Raw genomic sequence first — 17,798 nt, 5'->3', positions numbered from 1 at the left:
AAGTGGCACTGCTCATCTATCGACCGATTGATGAGCAAGATCGGTAAGCTGCGATGAGCGGCCGAATCGGCACCGGATCATGCCCATAAAACGGTGTCAGAAAGTCGATGTGCTCAAGAACTTGAGGAGCTCCGTTTTCTGTACGATCTGGCAGGTGCAGCCACCCCAGGACGACGACACCGCCGATCTCCTCGCCCCCGTTCCGGCCGTACGGACCGGCAGCCTCGTGGGATACGCACGCGTGTCCACCAAGGGGCAGTTGCTCGACCGGCAGATGCACGCACTCAACACAGCGGGCTGCATCCGGATCTTCTCCGACAAGAAGTCCGGCAAGAACGCCGAACGCGAGGAACTGTGGAAGGCCCTCGACTACCTGCGCGAGGGCGACACCCTCGTCGTCCCGTCACTGGACCGGCTCGGCCGTTCCATCCAGGACCTCATCGCGATCGTGTCCGGCCTGCGCAAGCGTGGCGTCGGCTTCACCTCGCTGCATGAGGCGCTCGACACGACCACGCCCGGCGGGCGCCTGGTCTTCCACGTCTTCGCGGCCCTGGCGGAGTTCATCCGCGAACTCATCGTGCAGGGCACCAACGAGGGCCTGGACGCCGCCCGCGCCCGCGGCGCCCGACTCGGCCGCCCGCCGGCGATGACGGAGGAACAGGTACGTCACGCCCGCGACCTGCTCGCCCGCCCGGAGAACACCGTCACCTCGATCGCAAAGCTCCTCGGCGTCTCCAGGAACACGATCTACAACTACGTGCCCGAGCTGAAGGGCGGTCGCCTCGCACTCGCTGAGGCGACGAGCACGCCGGAACTGCCCCAACCCACCAGGTCTGAGGACTGATCAGTGCCGTTTGCGGCTGGTGACAGTGTTCTTACCGGCACCCCTACACGGAAGCCGCGATTCCCGTTGCGCCGCGGGTGAGCCTGTTTGACCATGGCTGGCGAGGGCCGCCCGCCCCGCGGCGGCCGACCGTGGACGAAAGGCCCTGCGTGCGCAAGCTCGTGTACTACGTCGCCTCCACCCTGGACGGCTTCATAGCCGGTCCGGACGGCGCCGATCCCACCGGTCCGGACGGGTTCTGGCCGATCCCGGAGGACTACATCGGGCACATGATCGCCGAGTATCCGGAGACCCTGCCCGGCCCCGCCCGTACCGCGCTCGCCATTTCGGCGGAGGGTACGCACTTCGACACCGTCGTCGAGGGACGCCGGTCCTACGAGATCGGCCTCAAGGCCGGAGTGACCGACGCCTACCCGCATCTGCGGCACATCGTGTTCTCCCGGACGCTGGGCGAGAGCCCGGACCCCGCGGTGGAGGTCGTGGCCGGTGATCCGGTGGCGCGCGTCAAGGAGTTGAAGCGGGAGGAGGGCAAGGACATCTGGCTGGTCGGGGGCGGGGAACTGGCGAGCTCGCTCTACTCCGAGATCGACAGGTTGATCGTCAAGCTGAGCCCGGTGACCCTCGGCGCCGGCATCCCGCTCTTCTCCGACAAGGCCACGTTCGCCCCGCTGAGCTGGACGCTCACCGACCGCAAGGTCCTGGACAGCGGCGCGCTGTTCCTGACGTACGACTGCGCCACCACAACCGTCACCCTTACCGTCAACGACTGACGGAACTGCCCGTCCGGTCCGCAGGTCCGAGCCGGAGGCGCGGCGTGACAAACGCCCCCGTCGGCGTCGGACCGTCATGCCGCACGAGCGCCGGGAAGACACCGGGATATACGCACGGGCGCATGCAGGTGCGAGTACGAACGCCGACCGGCGAGGGGCGCTGGCTGGGCGGCGGCCCTGCCGGTCGGCGCTGCGGTGCGGCGTGGGGCGGCCGCGTCAGGCGACGGTGCAGCCGGCGCCGCTGAGCGTGAACGCGGTCGGCGCGGCGTTCGTACCGCTCTGGTTGCCGGTGAACCCGACGGTGACCGAGCCGTTGGCGGCGATCGTGGAGGTGTACGAGGCGGGGACGACGCTCACCGAACCGCCGGTCTGGGTGGGGGTTCCGCCCCACATGTTGGTGACGGTCTGGCCGTTGGCGAAGGCGAAGCCCAGCGTCCAGCCGTTGATGGCCGTGGTGCCGGTGTTGCGGATGGTGATCTCGCCCTGGAAGCCGCCCGGCCACTCGCCGACGACGTGGTACCCGACGGAGCAGCCGACACCGGGTGTCGTGCCGCCCTTGGCCGTGGTGACGCTCACCGTGGCCGAGCGCGCCGAACGGTTCCCGGCCGCGTCGCGCGCGTAGACGGCGAAGGTGTACGCGGTACTGGCGCTGAGACCGGTGACGGAGACGGTGTTGGTGGTGGAGGAGGCGACAGCGGTCTCGGTGCCGGCACTGAGGCGCACGACGTCGTAGCCGGTGACGGCGACGTTGTCGGTGGAGGCGGTCCAGCGGAGGGTGACGGAGGTGCCCGTCACGGCGGAGGCGGTGGGGGTGCCGGGGGTGGTCGGGGCCTGGGTGTCGGCCGCGGTGCCGCCGTAGACGGTGGCCTCGCGGGAGGTCTGGGCGATGCCGTTGGCGCCGTGGAAGATGCGCTCACCCCAGGAGCTGAGGTGGGTGGGGTCGAAGCCGATCGTCAGGTCGAGGATCGGGTCGGTGTTGCCGCTCCAGGACCAGGCGATGTACCCGAGCTTGAGCCGCTCGGCGCTGGCCATCATGGTGTCCTCGTCCGGATCGCCGTACTGATCGGCGGGACCGCCGAACTCACCGATGACCAGGGGCAGTCGGGCGCTCACGAAGGCGTTCAGGTAGTCGGTGACCTTCGCGGCGGTGTTGAAGACGCTGTACATGTGGATCGAGAAGATCAGGTTGCCCGTGGAGTCGGCGTTGTAGACGGCCTGCGCGTTGTCCCGCATGACGCCCTGCCAGTCCTGACCCCAGTTGGGCGCGTCCACCATGATCGTGTGCGCGAACCCGGCGGCGCGCAGCTTCTTGATCGCGGCGGTGGTGGGCGCGGTCCAGCCGGCCGGATTGGTGTTGCCCCAGGGCTCGTTGCCGATGTTGATGACGACGTAGTTCTCCTGGCCGGCGAGGACGCTCTTCAGGCTGATCCAGTAGTCGGCGGCGTGATCGAGCGTGCCGGCGGCGGAGTCCTCTCCGTACCCGGTGGTGTCGTGCACCTCCAGTACGCAGATGAGCCGGTTGGCCTTGCACTGGGCGATGACGGCGGCGACGTCCTCCGGGCTGTTCTTGCTCCAGCGGTAGCCGTCGGAGAGGACGACGCGGACGGTGTTGGCGCCGGTCGCCTTGATGTCGGCGAGCGACTTCGTCTGGCTCGGGTACCAGGTGTGGGCGTGGTTGACCCCGCGCATGACGAAGTCGTTCCCGTTGCCTTCGAGCAGCCGGCCGTTGCTGATGTGGAGGCCGGTGGCGGCGGAGGCGGAGGCGGAGGCGGAGGTGGCGGGTGTGGCGGTGGCGGCCCGCGCCGGGGTGAGGGTGCCGAGGGCGAGTAACCCGAGGAGGGTGGCCAGGACGGTCAGAAGGACGGTGAAGGGAGTCTTGAGCGCTGGGTTCTTTGCCGTGCCTATTGCTGTTCTCACTGCGGCTCCAGGGGGTGGACGGATCAAGAGCTGAGCATCGACAGACGGTTCATGGCTTCATGGGAGCGCTCCCATATTTGCGCGCTCCCATGAAGCCATCGAGTCAGGGGCGCGTCAAGAGAGCGGGCAGGGTTTGCGGTGGCCGTCAACCGGTCGGCGGCTTCTGCGGTGTCGCGCCGTCGGGGGCGGCCGGGCGGGGATCGCGAAGTCCGATCCGGTGACTTATGGGACAGGACACTCGCGCTTATTGGCTGATAATATTTCGACGAATTGAAGACGCAGGGTAGGTGACGGCGTGAGAGGCGCGACGCGGTTGCCGGCGCGCTCGGACGAGCTCCTCGCGGCAGCGGAGCGCGCGTTCGCGAGGCGTGGTTACTTCGGGACCTCGACGGCCGAAGTGGCTGCTGAGATGGGGGTGTCGCAGCCTTACGTGATGCAGGCGTTCCGTTCGAAGCGGAATCTCTTCGTACTGACCCACCAGTTCTCGGGCGAGAAGGTCCTGCGTGCCTTCAGCACCTGCCTCGCGGACGGGGGGTTCGACCCGTCCCGCATCGGATCGGCCTACCGTGAACTCGTCCTGCGACAGCGGCCCGCCGTGCTCGTCTTCGCGCACGCGTTCTCCGCGGCCGCCGGCGAGCCGGTGATCGGGGAGGAATCGCGACGCCTGTTCGGCGAGATCCACCGGCTCCTGGCTTCCTCGGGTGCGACGGAACCGGAGATCGCCGGATTCATGGGCCGCGGGATGCTGATCAACACGCTGCTGCTCATGGAAGGTCCCCACTACGCCGCCCGCCACGGCTTCGAACCGCTCACGGGGCTGGTTCTCGGCTCCTGACCAGCGGCCCGTTACGACGCCGACGCCGGCTCGACGTCGAGGCCGACGCCGGATCGACCCGATGATCGAGACAGAGAGTAGAAGTAGAAATGGGAACAAGACGTGTCTGAAGCCGTTCCGTTCACCGACAACATCCGCGACCTCTCCAACACGCAGGGCTACCAGTTCGAGTTCCACTGCGAGCGCTGCGGCAACGGCTACCGCTCCGCCTTCGAGCGTGACCTCCGCGAAACCGGCCAGAACCTCGTGCGTGGTGTGAGCAGTCTCTTCGGTGGGTCGCTCTCCAACATCAGCAACGCCGCCGACCGGTTGCTGGACCGCGGTACGAACTCCGCCGCCAAGGACAAGGCGATGCGCACCGCCGTCAACGAGATAGCCAACCGCTTCAACCAGTGCCGAGGGTGCGGCGACTGGGTCTGCGGAGAGATCTGCTGGAACGGTCAGGTCGGCCAGTGCGCCCGCTGCTCCCCCATCGCCACGGAGGAGATCGCCCAGCTCCAGGCCGAGGCCCGGCGGCGTCAGATCGCTGACCAGCTCCAGTCCACGAACCTCACGCAGGGCCTCAACGTCGGTCAGCAGGCGCAGCCTCGGTGCCCGTCCTGCGGGGCACAGGCGCTCGGCGGGAGCTTCTGCGGCGAGTGCGGTTCCTCGCTGCGGCAGGAGAAGACGTGCGGCTCCTGCTCCACCGTCAACCCGGCTGCGTCCAGGTTCTGTTGCGGCTGCGGGAACGGACTGGGCTGAGGGTCCCTGCCCTCGTGGTCCACCGGGCGGCCGGGGCCTGCTTGCCTGTCTGCCGGCCGGTGGGTCCGGCAGTTATCGCGATCCGTATCCCGCCCCGCCCGATACCGCCCGACGCAGTCGACCCAGAGAGCTCAGCCCCAGGACCCGGGGCAGAGCGCCTGGTACCTCCCCGGGAGGGGCCGCAGGGGCGAGATCATCGCCGATGACGTCCACGGCGAGATCACCTGGAGGCGCACCACCAACGGGCCGCCGTTCTTTCCGAGCCTGATCCGCTCGCCCAATGCTCCCCGAACCGAACAGTCGCAGACCATTCCGCCTCCCGAAGCGGCGCACATCTGCTGTCCGCTCTCGGTTCTGGCTCAGTTTCTGTTTGCGACTCACGGTGCAAACAGAAACTGAGCCAGAACCCGTTCTCAGGTTCTGGCTCACATTCCGTGAAGCCTGCACGCTGAGTGACGGTTGTAGTCGAGCCCTTGGACCGGTTGCCGGCCCTGGGAGCGAAGGGTTCGCTGGACGGACTTGGCTTCCACGTGCGGCACTACCAGCCTCACCGCACCCGGTACGACGCGCACGCACGCACGGCAATCGAGATGGTGCATCGTCAGAGATGGTTCACGGTGGCCGCGCTGTCCGACCAGAGCCAGTTCACGGGCGCGTACTGCTTCTTCAGCGCGGCGCGCTCACGCCCGTAGCCCTTCAGCGCGGCCTCCACCGCCACCGCCAGGTCGTCCAGGTCCTGCGGCACCGGCACCCGCAGCAGAAGGTGCTGCTTGCGGTGTGCGAGGAGCAGCTCCCCTGCGGGTGTGCACTCCAGCAAGGCGAAGTGGACAAGGGGCTTGAAGGACTTCTCCGCAGTGGGCATCCGGGCGCGCAGCACCCCGTCGGCGCTCCACGCGTACAGGCCGTAGCGGTTGAGATGGAAGGCACGGGCGCGGTACGGGTCGGCAACCACAGTGAAGTCGAAGCCGGTGAACGGGCTGTCCTCGCGCAGGTGCAAGCCTCCCAGTCGGCCCTGCAACACCCCGCCGTCGTCGACGAGGGCGAAGCTGAACTCCTGCCCCCGGTTGGTCGAACGGTAGGTCTTCCCGAAGACCGGGACGACGAACAGGTCATCGCCAAGCGCTGCCGGGCGGGTCATCTTGGAGTCGACGTAGCCGTAGAGGCTGCCGCTGGTCCCGGTGAGCTCAGACAGGGCCTCGGTCAACGAAGGCGATGGCCGGTTGACGCGTCCCACCGGCTCGTCGCCATACCGCACGTGGGCGTACGAGTCGGCGTCGCTCTGGCAGTCGGTGCGCGCGTCCAAGGTCGTGATGGCGCGCAGCACGGGCTTGCGGCCCGGGCCGAGGGTTGTGCCGGGTTCGGAGACGGCGACGATGTTGGGGTGGGCGCCGGCCCAGTTGCTGAGTCCGTACTCGGAGGTCATGCACAGCAGCCGACCCGCGGGGGTGACGGCGATCGACGCGGCGAACGGGTCGTCTCCGGGGCCTTGCTGCTTTTCCCAGCCCCATGACATCGGCCAGGAGGCGAGGACCTCGTCCAGGTCCGGGGACAGGAGGTGGGTGCTGCCGGGCTTGGAGCTGACGGCGACCGTGCCGTCTGGGAGGACGGCCAGAGTCGTCACGTCGCCCTCCGGTATGGCCGACGGGCCACCGCCCGGCACCGCCTGTCCGAACACGGCGGTGGCGGTGGGCTTTCCGTCCGAGCCGTGGCGGGTGATCAGCTGGTAGCCGAAATCCTGCTCGGCGGGGTCGGCCGAGCCGGCCGCATGCGCTCGGTAGCGGTGCAGGCCGGTCAGCACGTATGTGTCGCCGGCCGCCGTCGCCACCGCGTGATCGACCCTGAACCCCCATCCGCCGGCTTCGGGGTCGAGATGGTGGACGTCCAGCAGGGACGCGGGCGCGGTGATCGGCAGCAGTGTCATACCGGCACTCTCTCCCCTGCCACTGACAATCGTCACTCAGAGTGCATGCCGCACGGAAAGTGAGCCAGAACCCGTTCTCATGAACAGAGCCTGCGGTGACCAGCCGGAACTGTCAGCCCCACATGGCATGCTGACCGCGGTCAGCTCGGAGCGGGGTGCGCTGCTGATCACGCAGATCCCCCGGCGTACCGCGCGGGTACCTCAGTAATGCCACCGGTTCGCACTGGCCTGATAGCTGCACGTGATCTTCCGTCCGGCCGCGTCAGTGGTTTGCGCCCCGACATCGGCGTTCCTGCAGAACTGCCCGGCGTGGTAACAATTCCCGGCGTTGGAACGGATGCTGCAGACCTGCGTCGTGGTGGAGTTGCCGCCCGTCGCCGTACTCCCACCCGAGCTGGAGCTGCTGCCGCCGGACGAGGACGACCCGCCGCTGGTGGACGTACCGCCGGACGAGGAGCGCGGCGGGTTCGCACACGACTCGTTCGCCTCCACGATCTTGAACGCGAGCGCGGCCGTCGTCCGGTGGGTACCGGCGGACAGGTTCTGCGAGCACACCTTCCAGTTGGAGGTGTGCACCACGGAACGCTTCAGCTCGCTCGCGTCGGCGTACGAAACGGACTTGACGTGGTGACTGTGGGCGTCTGCCACGGCCTTCTGGAGGTTCCACCCGGCGTAGGTACTCACCGTCGCCATGACGACGGGCTTCTTCGAGGGAGCCGCGGTCGGTGACGACGAGACGGTGGCGGGAGGGGATGTCGACACTGTGGCGGAGGGGGAGGCCGAAGCCGTGACGGACGGCGAAGCCGATGCGCTCGCCGAGACCGAAACCGAAGCCGTGTCCTCGTCCCCGCCGGAGCACCCTGAGATGCTGACGGAGAGGGCCACGAGCCCAACCACCAGGGCTCCGTCGGCCCGGCGTGCCGTGCCTCTGCCCTTCACGCCCCGGGCGCCGTTGGATATCGAGTACCTCGGCGCATCCCGAAGAGACATGCCACCTCCTGGTTTTTGTTCTCGATCACTGCTGCCGCCTTGCGTCCGCGTGCGGCGCCGTGGATGCACGCCGGCCTCTGAGGTGTGAGTCGCTCGGAGGTCCGGACGGGTGTGATCCTAAGATGATTGTGGGGATCCTGTGTAACTGTTCTCGATATTTCGTGATGACGCTTCGGTCTCTCCGGCGCTCTGACGCTTCGGCGCTCTGGGGGCGAACAGTGTCGTGCAGGGCGGGCGCGACAACGGGGCTGTCTGGGAGCGGTCGTACGGCGACAGGGGTCACGCGTCATGTGGTCCGCGTGCATGCTGTCGATCCCCCCCCGCGTGCCGGCCGCCGTCGGGAAGCCCGCCGCCAGGAACGAACCCGTGATGTGAATGGCCCCGCCCACGGGCCGTTCGGCGGTGCGTGCGGGGCGTGCGGTGCGTGCGGTGTGTGGGGTGCCGCAGGCCGCGAGGAACGCGAGCCGCGCCGAACGCGGGTGTGACCGGGGCCTGGCGGGATCCCTTGCCGACGGCTTGTTCGACGACATGGCCGAGGCCGGCTCGGACGGCGAGGGTAACCGTTCGCTCAAGACGGACTGCTGGAAAGCCGGCTGGGCCTCACCGGCCGCGGACGTGCGGTGACAACGCCGCCCGCACTGGACCTGCTCCGGCCGCAGCCCCGGAGCGATCCCGACCCCACCGGTGCGCGGTTCCGCTCGTACCAAGACTCAAGGAGTCCACGCAGATCGCTGCGCAGCCGAGTGGGGAGAGGTTTGGGCGCTTACCGGCTCGGCATCACCAGGTCACTGACATGGGAAACGTCCCAAACCTCTTCCAACGCGGAGTCGCCCAGAGCGGAACGAGCGAGCGAGCGTGCGTGCGCAGGGTGAGCCCCTACGCACGTCGCAGGGACGCCACGAACTGCGTCCAAGCGGCGGAGCGTACAGCTATGTGGGTCCCGCCGAGTCGCTTGGAGTCCCGCACGCCAACGGCGCTCCCCAGATCGGCCACCTCAACGCACTCGCCCCCCGTCCCGTTGCTGTAGCTGCTCTTGCGCCACCGGGGGAGGGTGGAGGGTCGGTTCATCGGGAGTGCTCCTTCAGGATCGCGTGCATGAACGAGGCCGACCGGTCAGGGCTGAGCGCCAAGGCCCTCAGGTGGTCGAACGCCTTTGTGTACAGGCTGACATCCGCAGCACTCTCCAGGTAGACCGAATCGGTCAGCCCTTCCCGGTAGACGACGTCCGGGTCCTCCTGCTCGGGGAATCCCAGGATGGTGAACGGGCCTGTCGCAGGGTAGGCGCCGGCGTCGAAGGGTAGGACCTGAACGGTCACGTTTCGCAACGCCGCCGTGTCCAGAATGCGTTCGATCTGCGCGGCCATGATCGGCCGGCTGCCGACGACGTGCCTGAGGGCGCTCTCGTGGACCACCGTCCAAAGGTCTGGCGAGGGTGCCGTGGAAAGCAGTTGCTGCCTGCGCATGCGTACCTCGACGAGACTCCGGATCTCGTCTTCGGACCGGTCGGCGGACGCCCTGCTCAGGGCGGTCGCGTACTCCGATGTCTGGAGCAGGCCGGGGACGAACTCGCCCTGGTAACTGCGCAGGTCGGATGCTGCTTGCTCAAGGCCCACGTAGACCGAGAACCAACCGGGAATCGCGTCACCATGGCCGTGCCACCAGCCCTTGGTCTTCGACTCCTTGGCGAACGCCTTGAGTAGGTCACGCAGTTCGGTGGACGTTCCGTAGAAGCGGCAGAGCGCATCGATGTCCGACGGTTGCACGCGCCCGAGGCCCGTCTCCAGTCGGTTGACCTTGGACCCGCTCCAATCGAGCTCCTTGCCGACTTGATTGCAGGTGAAGCCGCCTTCTTCTCGCAGCTTCTTCAGCTCGATCGCCAGACGTCGCCGACGTGCGGTGGGGGAACCGGCCACTTCAACACCTTCTCCAGGAACGGGAGTTACATCCCATCGGAAACGGCCGCTTTCGCCAATCACCCTAAGGAGGGATTCTCTCCGTGCACATTGCATATCGGGACGTGATGTTGGCATTCTCGGAAGCGAAGCGACTGTGAGTCACCTCCGTTCACGTCAGGTGAAGAGGATGGGGCTCGCCGAGGAGAGAGGCGGTGCCCGTGGTGAACGGCAACGACGGCTGCATGACGCGGAAATCCTGGGAGCTGCCATTCCTGGCAGAACCGGCCGAAGTCGCCGGTCTGAGGCGCGTCATGCGGCTGCATCTACGGTTGTGGGGGCTACCGGACGTGGTGGAAGCTGCCGAGCTCTGTGTCAGCGAGCTCGTGGCGAATGTGATCAGGCACGTCGGCGAGGGCACACCGAGCACCCTGGAGGTCGGAATGAACGGCACTCACCTCCGGGTCGCACTCCGTGATCCGGACGCGAGTGCGCTTCCGACGCTTGTGCACGCGGACTCGGGTGATGAGTCGGGGCGTGGGATGGCGTTGTTGGACGCGGTGTCGGACCGATGGGGCGTGATCCTCGGTGCGTCCTCGAAGCTCGTCTGGTGCGATCTCGCCACTTCGCTCGTCACGCCCGGCGGGCATATCGGCGGCCCGCGGATCGCCAAGGGCGAGGCATGCCTCACGCTCTACGCGGGCACGGGGGGCGAGCCGGCGGGGGTGGCGGTCCTGGAGGAGGCGGCGATCGATTTGATCACCGACCTCCTCCACTGGCTGAGCGTCCACGGCCGCGATGTGGACGAGGCGCTGGACCGGGCCCAGACGCGCTTCGAGGTAGCGGGCGGCTGAGTCCGATGAAGGCGAGGCTACTTCAGCGCCTCGTGGAAGAACCCGATCGACGGGGTCTCCGGAGTCCCGACCAGGGCTGCGCGGTCGAGCAGGATGTTGTTGTTCTCGCAGCTCGTCTCGGGGAGAAGCAGGCAGGCGTGGCAGGCGGCCGCGTTCAGGCTGTCCGCGCCGCTCGCCTCCGACTCCATGCACAGGGGGTCGTTCGAGCACCAACTCGCCCTGTGTAGGGCAGCCCGGAGGGAGGTTGCGAGACGGTCCGGTTCACCCTGCGCGACAACGCCGCCAAGGCTGCCGGCGGAGTCGCTGGTGGCCGTGTAGATCAGCACGCCCGCCATGTCTTCATCGCTGTAGAGCCGCTCGCGCAGGGACGCGGCTGGGTAGCCGCCGTCCAGGCTCCACTCGTTGATCAGTATGTGGGCCAAGGCATGCAGAAGGAGGAAGCGGGGGGTGGCAGGAGAAGAAGGAACCGGCTTGTCCAAGTCGCCCGCACGTGCTGACAGCAGCCTCTCGTGGTTCTCGCGTATCCGGGTGGCGCGAGCAACCTGGTCCGGTTGCTCCTCCCAGGTCCGAAGCCGCTTTGGGTCGAGGCGAAGGAATACGCCCTCACCGCTCACTTCGAAGGCCGGTAGCCAGCTCGGCTTCTTCAGCGAGAGCGCCGCCTGGCGCAGTTGGGAGTCCGCCGGACTCGGTTCCTCCACACGCCGGAACGACTGCAGTACCCGCACCTCACGCAGCCGTTTGACCAGCATGACCTGGGTCAGCCCGTGTGACGAGTGCAGGTCGTCGATCGGAGTGATGGGGGGCTCGCAGACGAACTCCTGTTCCTCCGAGGCATCCTCGGGGTGAGGCTTGGACAGGCTTTGATACTCACCCTCGTAGAGCTTCAGCCGGTAGTCGCCTGCACGCTTGGCGGCCTCCGCGTCATCGAGCTGTTCCGCAGCGGCAGTCTCGGCCGCACGTCTTCGTTCGACTTCCGCCACCACGTCTTCGTCGGTGTATCTCGGGTGGTGGAGGAGCAGTTTCTCGATGCGTACGTACGCCTTGATCGCGGCGGCATCCTCCTTCCTCAGCCGGTCATAGAGCGGCGCTACGAGCTTGGCTATGCCTTGGCTCCATGGCGGGATGGAGAGGGCCGAGTACATGACCGGGAACCAGACGGAAGAGGAACCGCGTTGGAGCGTGCGTGGCGGTTCCTGGCAGGTCTCGACCGGAGCGTCCCTGAGCCACGGGCGGCGACCGCTGCAGCGGATGCCGAGCTCCCGGAGGGCCTGGCGTCGGAACGACCCCTCCATGGACACTTTCTCCACCCCGCAACTGCAACTGATGTGCACGGCACGCAGGGACGCGGTCGAGCCGTCGGCCTGGAAGGTCAGTTGGCCCCCACAGCTCCCGGAACCCGTCCGGTTGCCCCGGTGGACCCACTTCCAGTAAGGGAAGTCCTCCAGATGGCCGTGCGCGCACGCCATCACGAAGCGGGACGGGACCAAGCTCTCCTGGCACGTAGAGCACTCGGCCCGTTTTGGCGGGGAGTTGAACTTGCGGAAGGGCTGCAACTGATGGCAGGTCGGGCATGAGTACATCTCCGGGAAGCGCACCGCCCGTACGCCGTCCCGAGCCGAGTCGGTATCGGGAGCGGGAGGCATCCGGAACCCGGCGACACCCAACTGCCAGGCCAGGCGAGGCTCCGAGATGAAGGGCGCCTCGGAGATGTCCCACGAGTCGATACCGCGGACGAGGAAGGACTCGTTCTCCACCGCGATCATGGCTCCGACCCCGTACGTCGTGATGAGCTGGGCGCGACGGATCTCTCCGAGCTTGCGGGCGGTACGTGCAGCCGTCGCGGGGAGGCCGCGGCGACGGCTGCGGGGCGGGACGGGGGCCATGGTTCAGCGCTCCTCGAAGAAGGTGGACGAGGCGTCTACGTCTCGCAGACTCCACAGGGTCTTCCACGGCGACGCGTCGGTCGACTCGTCGTCGTAGTTGGCCAACAGGGCGGCGCCGTGAGAGCCGCGTCGAGCCTCGTACACAAGGTTCGGGCGCTCGTACGCCTCGCTCCGCCACCACTCGACGAACTGCTCGAAGGCTGCGGTGGTGGCTTCGAGCTCGGCCGGTTCGACGGCCGAGACCCGGTCGAGCAGCGCCTTCCCGACCTGCTTGCGGAGGTCGGGAAGGAAGTCCTCCACATGTGCTGCCGCTTCGTTGGCCCGTGCGGCAGGCAACATCAAGCGGGCCAGGGCCACCACCACAGAGTGCAGACCTCGATCACGGGCCCGGGCGGAGAACGGGGTGACGCTCGTGGACTCCACCTCGCGGTACAGGGCGGAGTGGAAGTTCTGGAAGTCCTCGTAGTGCGAACGGTCCCTCGACCTGGTGGAGTTGAGCATAACCGCGACGAGGCCCGGGTGTTGCCGGCCGACCCGGCTCGTCGCCTGGATGTACTCGGCGGTGGTCTGCGGCTGCCCCATCACGGCCATCAACCCGAGTCGGTCGACGTCGACCCCTACGGAGATCATGTTGGTGGCGAGCAGCACGTCCAGCGCCTCGGGGCTCGGGAGTCGCCGCTCGATGTCCTTGAGCCGGCGGGAGATGTCACTGGCGTTCGCTCGGCTGCTCAGTTCGGTGAGGGCATCCGCCCGGCGCGCCTTGAGGCCGTCACGTGCCGCGAGGTGGCCCAGCCGTTCCTGGACGTCGTCGAGGACTTGGAGCTCTGCTGCCGATAGCAGTCGCAAGCTGTTGAAGTAGCCGACCAGGGTCCAGTACGCGTCCTTCACCTCGGGCGGAGCGTCAACAGTCTGCGCCCGATGCAGTAGAGCCGCGTACACCCGGATCAGCAAGGTTGCCTGGCTGGTGCTGGAGGTCAGCAGGCCGACGTAGCAACGTGCTGCCTTGCGCTCGCGCGGCGTCTCGACGGCGAACCAGGAATCCCTCGCGTCGAGGCCGCCGGGTGGGAATTGCTCCACCTTACGGTCGAACAGCCGGGTGCCCTGCTCGTCGGCACGTCGGATGGTCGCGGTCGAGGCGATGACCTTGGGGCGTTCGGCCAAGGTATCCACGGCCGTCTCGTACAGGCCGGTGAGCGTGCCGAGCGGGCCCGAGATGAGGTGGAGCTCGTCCTGGACGATGAGTTCGGGCGGCCGGACCCCGTCGAGGTCCCGGTTGAACAGAGCCGCCGACGCGGGCCGCCACGGCATCGAGGCGAACTTGTCGACCGTCGCGATGACCAAGGTCGGACGATGGGCGTAGACGGCCTCGTCGACGAGGTGTACCGGGAGCCCTCTGCGGAAGTCGCAGACATCTGACGGGCAGTTCACCGTCATGCGTACGGCATCCTTGTCGACCGCGTAGTCACGGGGACGCATCGGCTCACCACACCATGGGCAGTTGCGTAGTTGAACCGGGTTCTCCGTCTGCAACTGCAAAGTCTCGTTCCGCGCGAGATCAGCCAGTTTGCCTTCGGCGACCGCCAGCGTGTTGGGCGTCGCCGAGCGGCCCACCCACATGCCGATGGAGATCTCCTCGTGTCCCAGCCTCGCCGGGTCGGCGGCCCGGAGCAGGTCCATGGCACAGATCAGTGCCGCAGCTCGCTCGAACTGCTGGAGCGTGAGCAGCCGGAGCGTGTACCGCATGAGCACAGTGACGCCCGCCCCGGCCACCCCGTCCCGCATCCGCCGGAAGAAGGTGGTGAAGGCGATCAGTCCGAGGTACGCCTCCGTCTTGCCACCACCTGTGGGGAACCACAGCAGATCGGAGACCTCTCGGTCTTCGTGGTCCGGGTCGACGATTCCGGCCAGGCAGAGAAGGATGAAGGAAAGCTGGAAGGGTCGCCACCGCCCGGCATGCTCGTCCGGTCGGCCGGACCTGCCTCCCTTGATCCACACGGTACGTGCCCGCTGGTCGGCCATCGCGAGGTTCGCCAGCCGGAACGCGCGCATGATGTCCGGTCGCTCGGCGTCCTCCAGTAGATCCACGCCGTCACGCATCCGGCGCAGAGCTTGCCGGCACAACAGGACCTGATCGGTCGCAGCCTGGCTGTCCTCGGTGCCGCGCAGCAGACGGGCTTGGTCCTCCTGAGTTTCGATCCACCGCTCGTACCCTTCCAGCAGGGCGCGCAGCGCCGACACGACCTCGTGGATGGGGGCGGTTCCCAACCGATACATGGTCAGTGGCTCGTCGTCGATCGCAGGGTTGGAGTCGGTCAGCAACACCTCGTGGGAGGGGACGAACTCAGTCCGCAGGGCGGTGACCCTGGGAGGTTCGATCGGAACGGAACCCACTGGGGGTGGCGTCCAGTCCCAATGCGCCGCGCAGCCGTGGCCAATGGCGAAGCCCGGCACGTGGCGGTGCAGGAGCCTGCTCAGTGCCTGCTCCGAGTCGACCGCGCCCAGCGTGGCCGGCCGCACCACGAACATTGGGCTGGTGCCATCTCCCGCCGTGACGGTCAGCACCGGCTGGTAGAAGCAGTGCGCGTCGCGTAGGTCGAATCGGCCGACTTCAAGGCTGTTGACGACGGTGGCCGTCACGGTCACCGTCCCGTGCGACGTGGACCGGGGACGGACCAGCACACGCAGTTCCAGACCCGGGTGAAGAACGAAGGGATTGAGCAGACCGGGCTGGGTCACGTCCACGTAGACAGGCTGGATCGGCAGGGCGGAGCGCCGCCAATGCTCCCGTTGGACCTTCGTGCTCCGTGCCTCGGTCCGCTTTGGGGGCAGCGTCTTCCCTTCGGAGTCCTCGGGGAGGTAGACCGCGGCGCTAACGGCCAGCTGAATCCGGTTGGACACGGTCGGGTCCACGGCAAAAGTCAGACCGATGGACGACGGCATACGGACGTTCGCCAGGGAGACGCCCAGATCGCCGGGCCCGTCCTCCACGTCCCGACGGACGCTGAGCGGTACCGCGTCGAGCCCGTCCCGCTCCGACTCCAGCTCGCCCTGTTCGGGCCGGGACAAGTTGTCGGTCTGTTCCGGGCGTGAGCGCGGGAAGAGCACACCGACCGGGTACATGGTGATCGGCGCGTCATCCGTAAGCACCTCGTCCACATCACCCACCGGGCCGAGCAGGTCCTTGCGAAGGGCTTCGAGGAGCGAGTCACGCACCTCGTAATGCGCTTGGTGAGTCGACTCGCTCATCCTTCGTTCCCCTCGGCGTCGTCCGCGTACCAGTGGAAGCGTCCCAGTCCGCACAACCGAGGTGCGACCCATACGCCGTGCGTGCCCAGTCCTGCGGCTTCGGTGGCAGCGGGGCTGCCTGCCACACTCTCCACACAGTCGACCCTGAGGCCGGTGATGAGCGGTGGCCATCGGTCGACGTCGGAGTAGGAGGTGCGGCGCAGCAATCTGTGCAGGTCGGTCCGAAAGCGCTCGGACACCACTGCCACCTGTCGTCCTCCGACCACCACCGCGTACGGGGGAGACTGGTCGGAGCCGACAGGGATGCCGTGCAGCAGGACGAGCTCCGCCTCGGTACCGATGGCGACATCGGTCAGCAGGTGACGCCAGAGCTCCGCGGCGTTCTGTTGGAATCCCTCCGTGCCCGGAGGCTGCTCGTGGGACACGTCCGAACCGATCAGTTCGATCCCGTTACGGGCCCAGGTGCTGCGACCGCCCAAGTACCAGCGGTCGATCCTCTTGTCCTTCCGGACGAGCCACGAGTTGGGCGCGTCCAGGACGTAGAGGTCGTCCCGGGTCCGAGTCATGGCCACGTAGAGCAGCCGGGCCTCCGCCGCCGGGTCGTAGTCGTGCTTCTTTTTCCGGACCGGAGTCGGTTCCTTCAGTACGCGTGGTTCGACGATGAGGACCCGATCGAACTCCAAGCCCTTGGCCCGGTGCATGGTCGATATCACGAGAGAGGACGGCTGGGCCGCAGTGAGCTCGTCGGGCAGTCTGCCTTCGGCGAGTGCTCGGTGCAGCGCGACGACATCGACGGTTCCTCTGCCGCGCCCCCGTGCCACTTTGCGTACCGACCGCCACAGCGCTTCCGGCATGGAGCCGATCGGTATTTCCAGGTCGACCAATAGTTCCTCGAAGCGCTCCCGAGTGAGATTGGTCGAACCTGTCGAGGCAAGAAGTTCGGCGATCCATACAGGCGCGGACCGCTCGCGGGCAGAACGCTGCAGTGTATGAGGGACGTCGGCGGCGGCCAGGATGCCGGACAGGGTCAAGGCCTGACCGTTGTCGCGACACAGCACGGAAGTGGTGTCGGGGTAGTCGCGCAGAGCAGCCAGCACGAACTCGTCGTCCAGGCTTCCGAAATTCGGCGTCGACAGCAGCAACGTGCGCAGGTCACCGTGAATGCGCTCCGCCTCGTCGGCGGCCGCGGCCCGATCGCGAGGCAGCCCCTGCAACTGAGCGCCGTAGGGCAGAGCCATCCGCGCCACCTCACTACGGGCCCGGAAGTTGTCGCCGAGGTGGAGCTCCACGAGGTCCTCGCCGAACGTGGCACGCACCCACTCCAGGAAACGGTCGGTCTCCTCGGCCCGCTGTTCCGGATCGGACACCTGGAACCCGTACACGGCCTGAGCCGAGTCACCCACCACGGTGAACCCGCTGTTCTCCTGGAAGCGGTCGAGCAGTGCCTCTACCATCTCCCGACGAACGCCCACGAGGTCCTGGACCTCATCGATCACCACATGTGCCAGCACGTACTCACCGCCTTCGACCGCCCCTTTGTCGATCGCCTCGGTGGCGGCTTCGATGCGTCCGTCGAAGGTGTACGTCCCCCAGTCCACATCCGGGTAGGCGCGGTGGAGCAGGGCAGAGGCCCAGCCGTCGAAGGTCTGGACACGGATGCGCTGTGCGGCGGCGGCGTGCCGCTCGATCCGATCGGTGAGCTCACGCACGGCAGCGCGGGAGAAACTGAGCACCAGGATCTCCCCGGCCTCCAGCTCTTCGCGTTCGACCAACACGTCGAGCCGTCGCACCAGGGTGTACGTTTTCCCGGCGCCGGCGCCGGCCGTGACCAGGACTCGAGCGTCCCAGGGCTGGTCCACCACGGCCTGCTGCGGGGCTGTGAGCCGGTGGTCGGCGGGGGGCACG

The 17,798-nt window shown here is 67.5% G+C and carries 13 protein-coding genes; 6 read left to right on the top strand and 7 right to left on the bottom strand.

The genetic code is table 11. From position 1 onward, the window contains the following. The first annotated feature begins 154 nt into the window (after window positions 1-154). Together FHX80_RS08905 and FHX80_RS08900 are read left to right on the top strand one after the other, a co-directional pair. Window positions 155-844 (top strand): recombinase family protein, encoded by a 690-nt coding sequence (locus tag FHX80_RS08905; RefSeq protein ID WP_145763707.1) that lies wholly within the window; start codon window positions 155-157, stop codon window positions 842-844. 149 nt (window positions 845-993) lie between these two features. Beyond that, entirely contained in the window at window positions 994-1,614 is a 621-nt protein-coding gene (locus FHX80_RS08900; protein ID WP_145763706.1) for a dihydrofolate reductase family protein, read from the top strand. A gap of 216 nt (window positions 1,615-1,830) precedes the next feature. On the opposite strand, the gene FHX80_RS08895 is transcribed toward FHX80_RS08900, so the two are convergent. After that, on the bottom strand, window positions 1,831-3,531 hold the full coding sequence (locus tag FHX80_RS08895) for a cellulase family glycosylhydrolase (RefSeq protein ID WP_244318177.1): 1,701 nt from the start codon (window positions 3,529-3,531) through the stop codon (window positions 1,831-1,833). A gap of 295 nt (window positions 3,532-3,826) precedes the next feature. On the opposite strand from FHX80_RS08895, the gene FHX80_RS08890 reads away from it, so the two are divergent. Then, complete coding sequence (locus FHX80_RS08890) at window positions 3,827-4,366, top strand: TetR/AcrR family transcriptional regulator (protein ID WP_145763705.1); 540 nt, start codon at window positions 3,827-3,829, stop codon at window positions 4,364-4,366. 102 nt (window positions 4,367-4,468) lie between these two features. Then, window positions 4,469-5,107, top strand: coding sequence for a zinc ribbon domain-containing protein (locus tag FHX80_RS08885; protein ID WP_145763704.1), 639 nt, complete (start codon window positions 4,469-4,471; stop codon window positions 5,105-5,107). Between the two features lie 601 nt (window positions 5,108-5,708). On the opposite strand, the gene FHX80_RS08880 is transcribed toward FHX80_RS08885, so the two are convergent. Continuing rightward, window positions 5,709-7,028, bottom strand: coding sequence for a hypothetical protein (locus FHX80_RS08880; protein WP_145763703.1), 1,320 nt, complete (start codon window positions 7,026-7,028; stop codon window positions 5,709-5,711). A gap of 328 nt (window positions 7,029-7,356) precedes the next feature. Here FHX80_RS08880 and FHX80_RS08875 point away from each other — a divergent pair, with 328 nt between their 5' ends. Continuing rightward, window positions 7,357-7,659 (top strand): hypothetical protein, encoded by a 303-nt coding sequence (locus FHX80_RS08875; protein ID WP_145763702.1) that lies wholly within the window; start codon window positions 7,357-7,359, stop codon window positions 7,657-7,659. 1,235 nt (window positions 7,660-8,894) lie between these two features. On the opposite strand, the gene FHX80_RS08870 is transcribed toward FHX80_RS08875, so the two are convergent. Together FHX80_RS08870 and FHX80_RS08865 are read right to left on the bottom strand one after the other, a co-directional pair. Further along, window positions 8,895-9,086 (bottom strand): DUF397 domain-containing protein, encoded by a 192-nt coding sequence (locus FHX80_RS08870; RefSeq protein ID WP_145763701.1) that lies wholly within the window; start codon window positions 9,084-9,086, stop codon window positions 8,895-8,897. Continuing rightward, complete coding sequence (locus tag FHX80_RS08865) at window positions 9,083-9,931, bottom strand: helix-turn-helix domain-containing protein (RefSeq protein WP_244318176.1); 849 nt, start codon at window positions 9,929-9,931, stop codon at window positions 9,083-9,085. Before FHX80_RS08865 ends, FHX80_RS08870 begins: the two co-directional genes overlap by 4 nt. A gap of 194 nt (window positions 9,932-10,125) precedes the next feature. On the opposite strand from FHX80_RS08865, the gene FHX80_RS08860 reads away from it, so the two are divergent. Further along, complete coding sequence (locus tag FHX80_RS08860) at window positions 10,126-10,764, top strand: ATP-binding protein (RefSeq protein WP_341874010.1); 639 nt, start codon at window positions 10,126-10,128, stop codon at window positions 10,762-10,764. Between the two features lie 17 nt (window positions 10,765-10,781). On the opposite strand, the gene drmB is transcribed toward FHX80_RS08860, so the two are convergent. From drmB to FHX80_RS08845, 3 genes are read right to left on the bottom strand one after another with little or no spacing between them, the layout of a single operon-like run. Beyond that, window positions 10,782-12,647 (bottom strand): DUF1998 domain-containing protein, encoded by a 1,866-nt coding sequence (drmB, locus tag FHX80_RS08855; RefSeq protein WP_145763700.1) that lies wholly within the window; start codon window positions 12,645-12,647, stop codon window positions 10,782-10,784. 3 nt (window positions 12,648-12,650) lie between these two features. Then, entirely contained in the window at window positions 12,651-15,893 is a 3,243-nt protein-coding gene (locus tag FHX80_RS08850; RefSeq protein WP_145763699.1) for a helicase-related protein, read from the bottom strand. Then, window positions 15,890-17,797 carry a UvrD-helicase domain-containing protein gene (locus FHX80_RS08845; RefSeq protein ID WP_425281701.1) on the bottom strand — a complete coding sequence of 636 codons (1,908 nt, stop codon included), beginning with the start codon at window positions 17,795-17,797 and terminating at the stop codon, window positions 15,890-15,892. Before FHX80_RS08845 ends, FHX80_RS08850 begins: the two co-directional genes overlap by 4 nt. Window position 17,798: the final 1 nt, after the last annotated feature.

The sequence above is a fragment of the Streptomyces brevispora genome (assembly GCF_007829885.1).
In the GTDB taxonomy this organism is placed as follows: Bacteria; Actinomycetota; Actinomycetes; order Streptomycetales; family Streptomycetaceae; genus Streptomyces; species Streptomyces brevispora.
The sequence above is the reverse complement of the archived record's forward strand: the minus strand, read 5'-3'. Positions and strand labels throughout refer to the sequence as shown.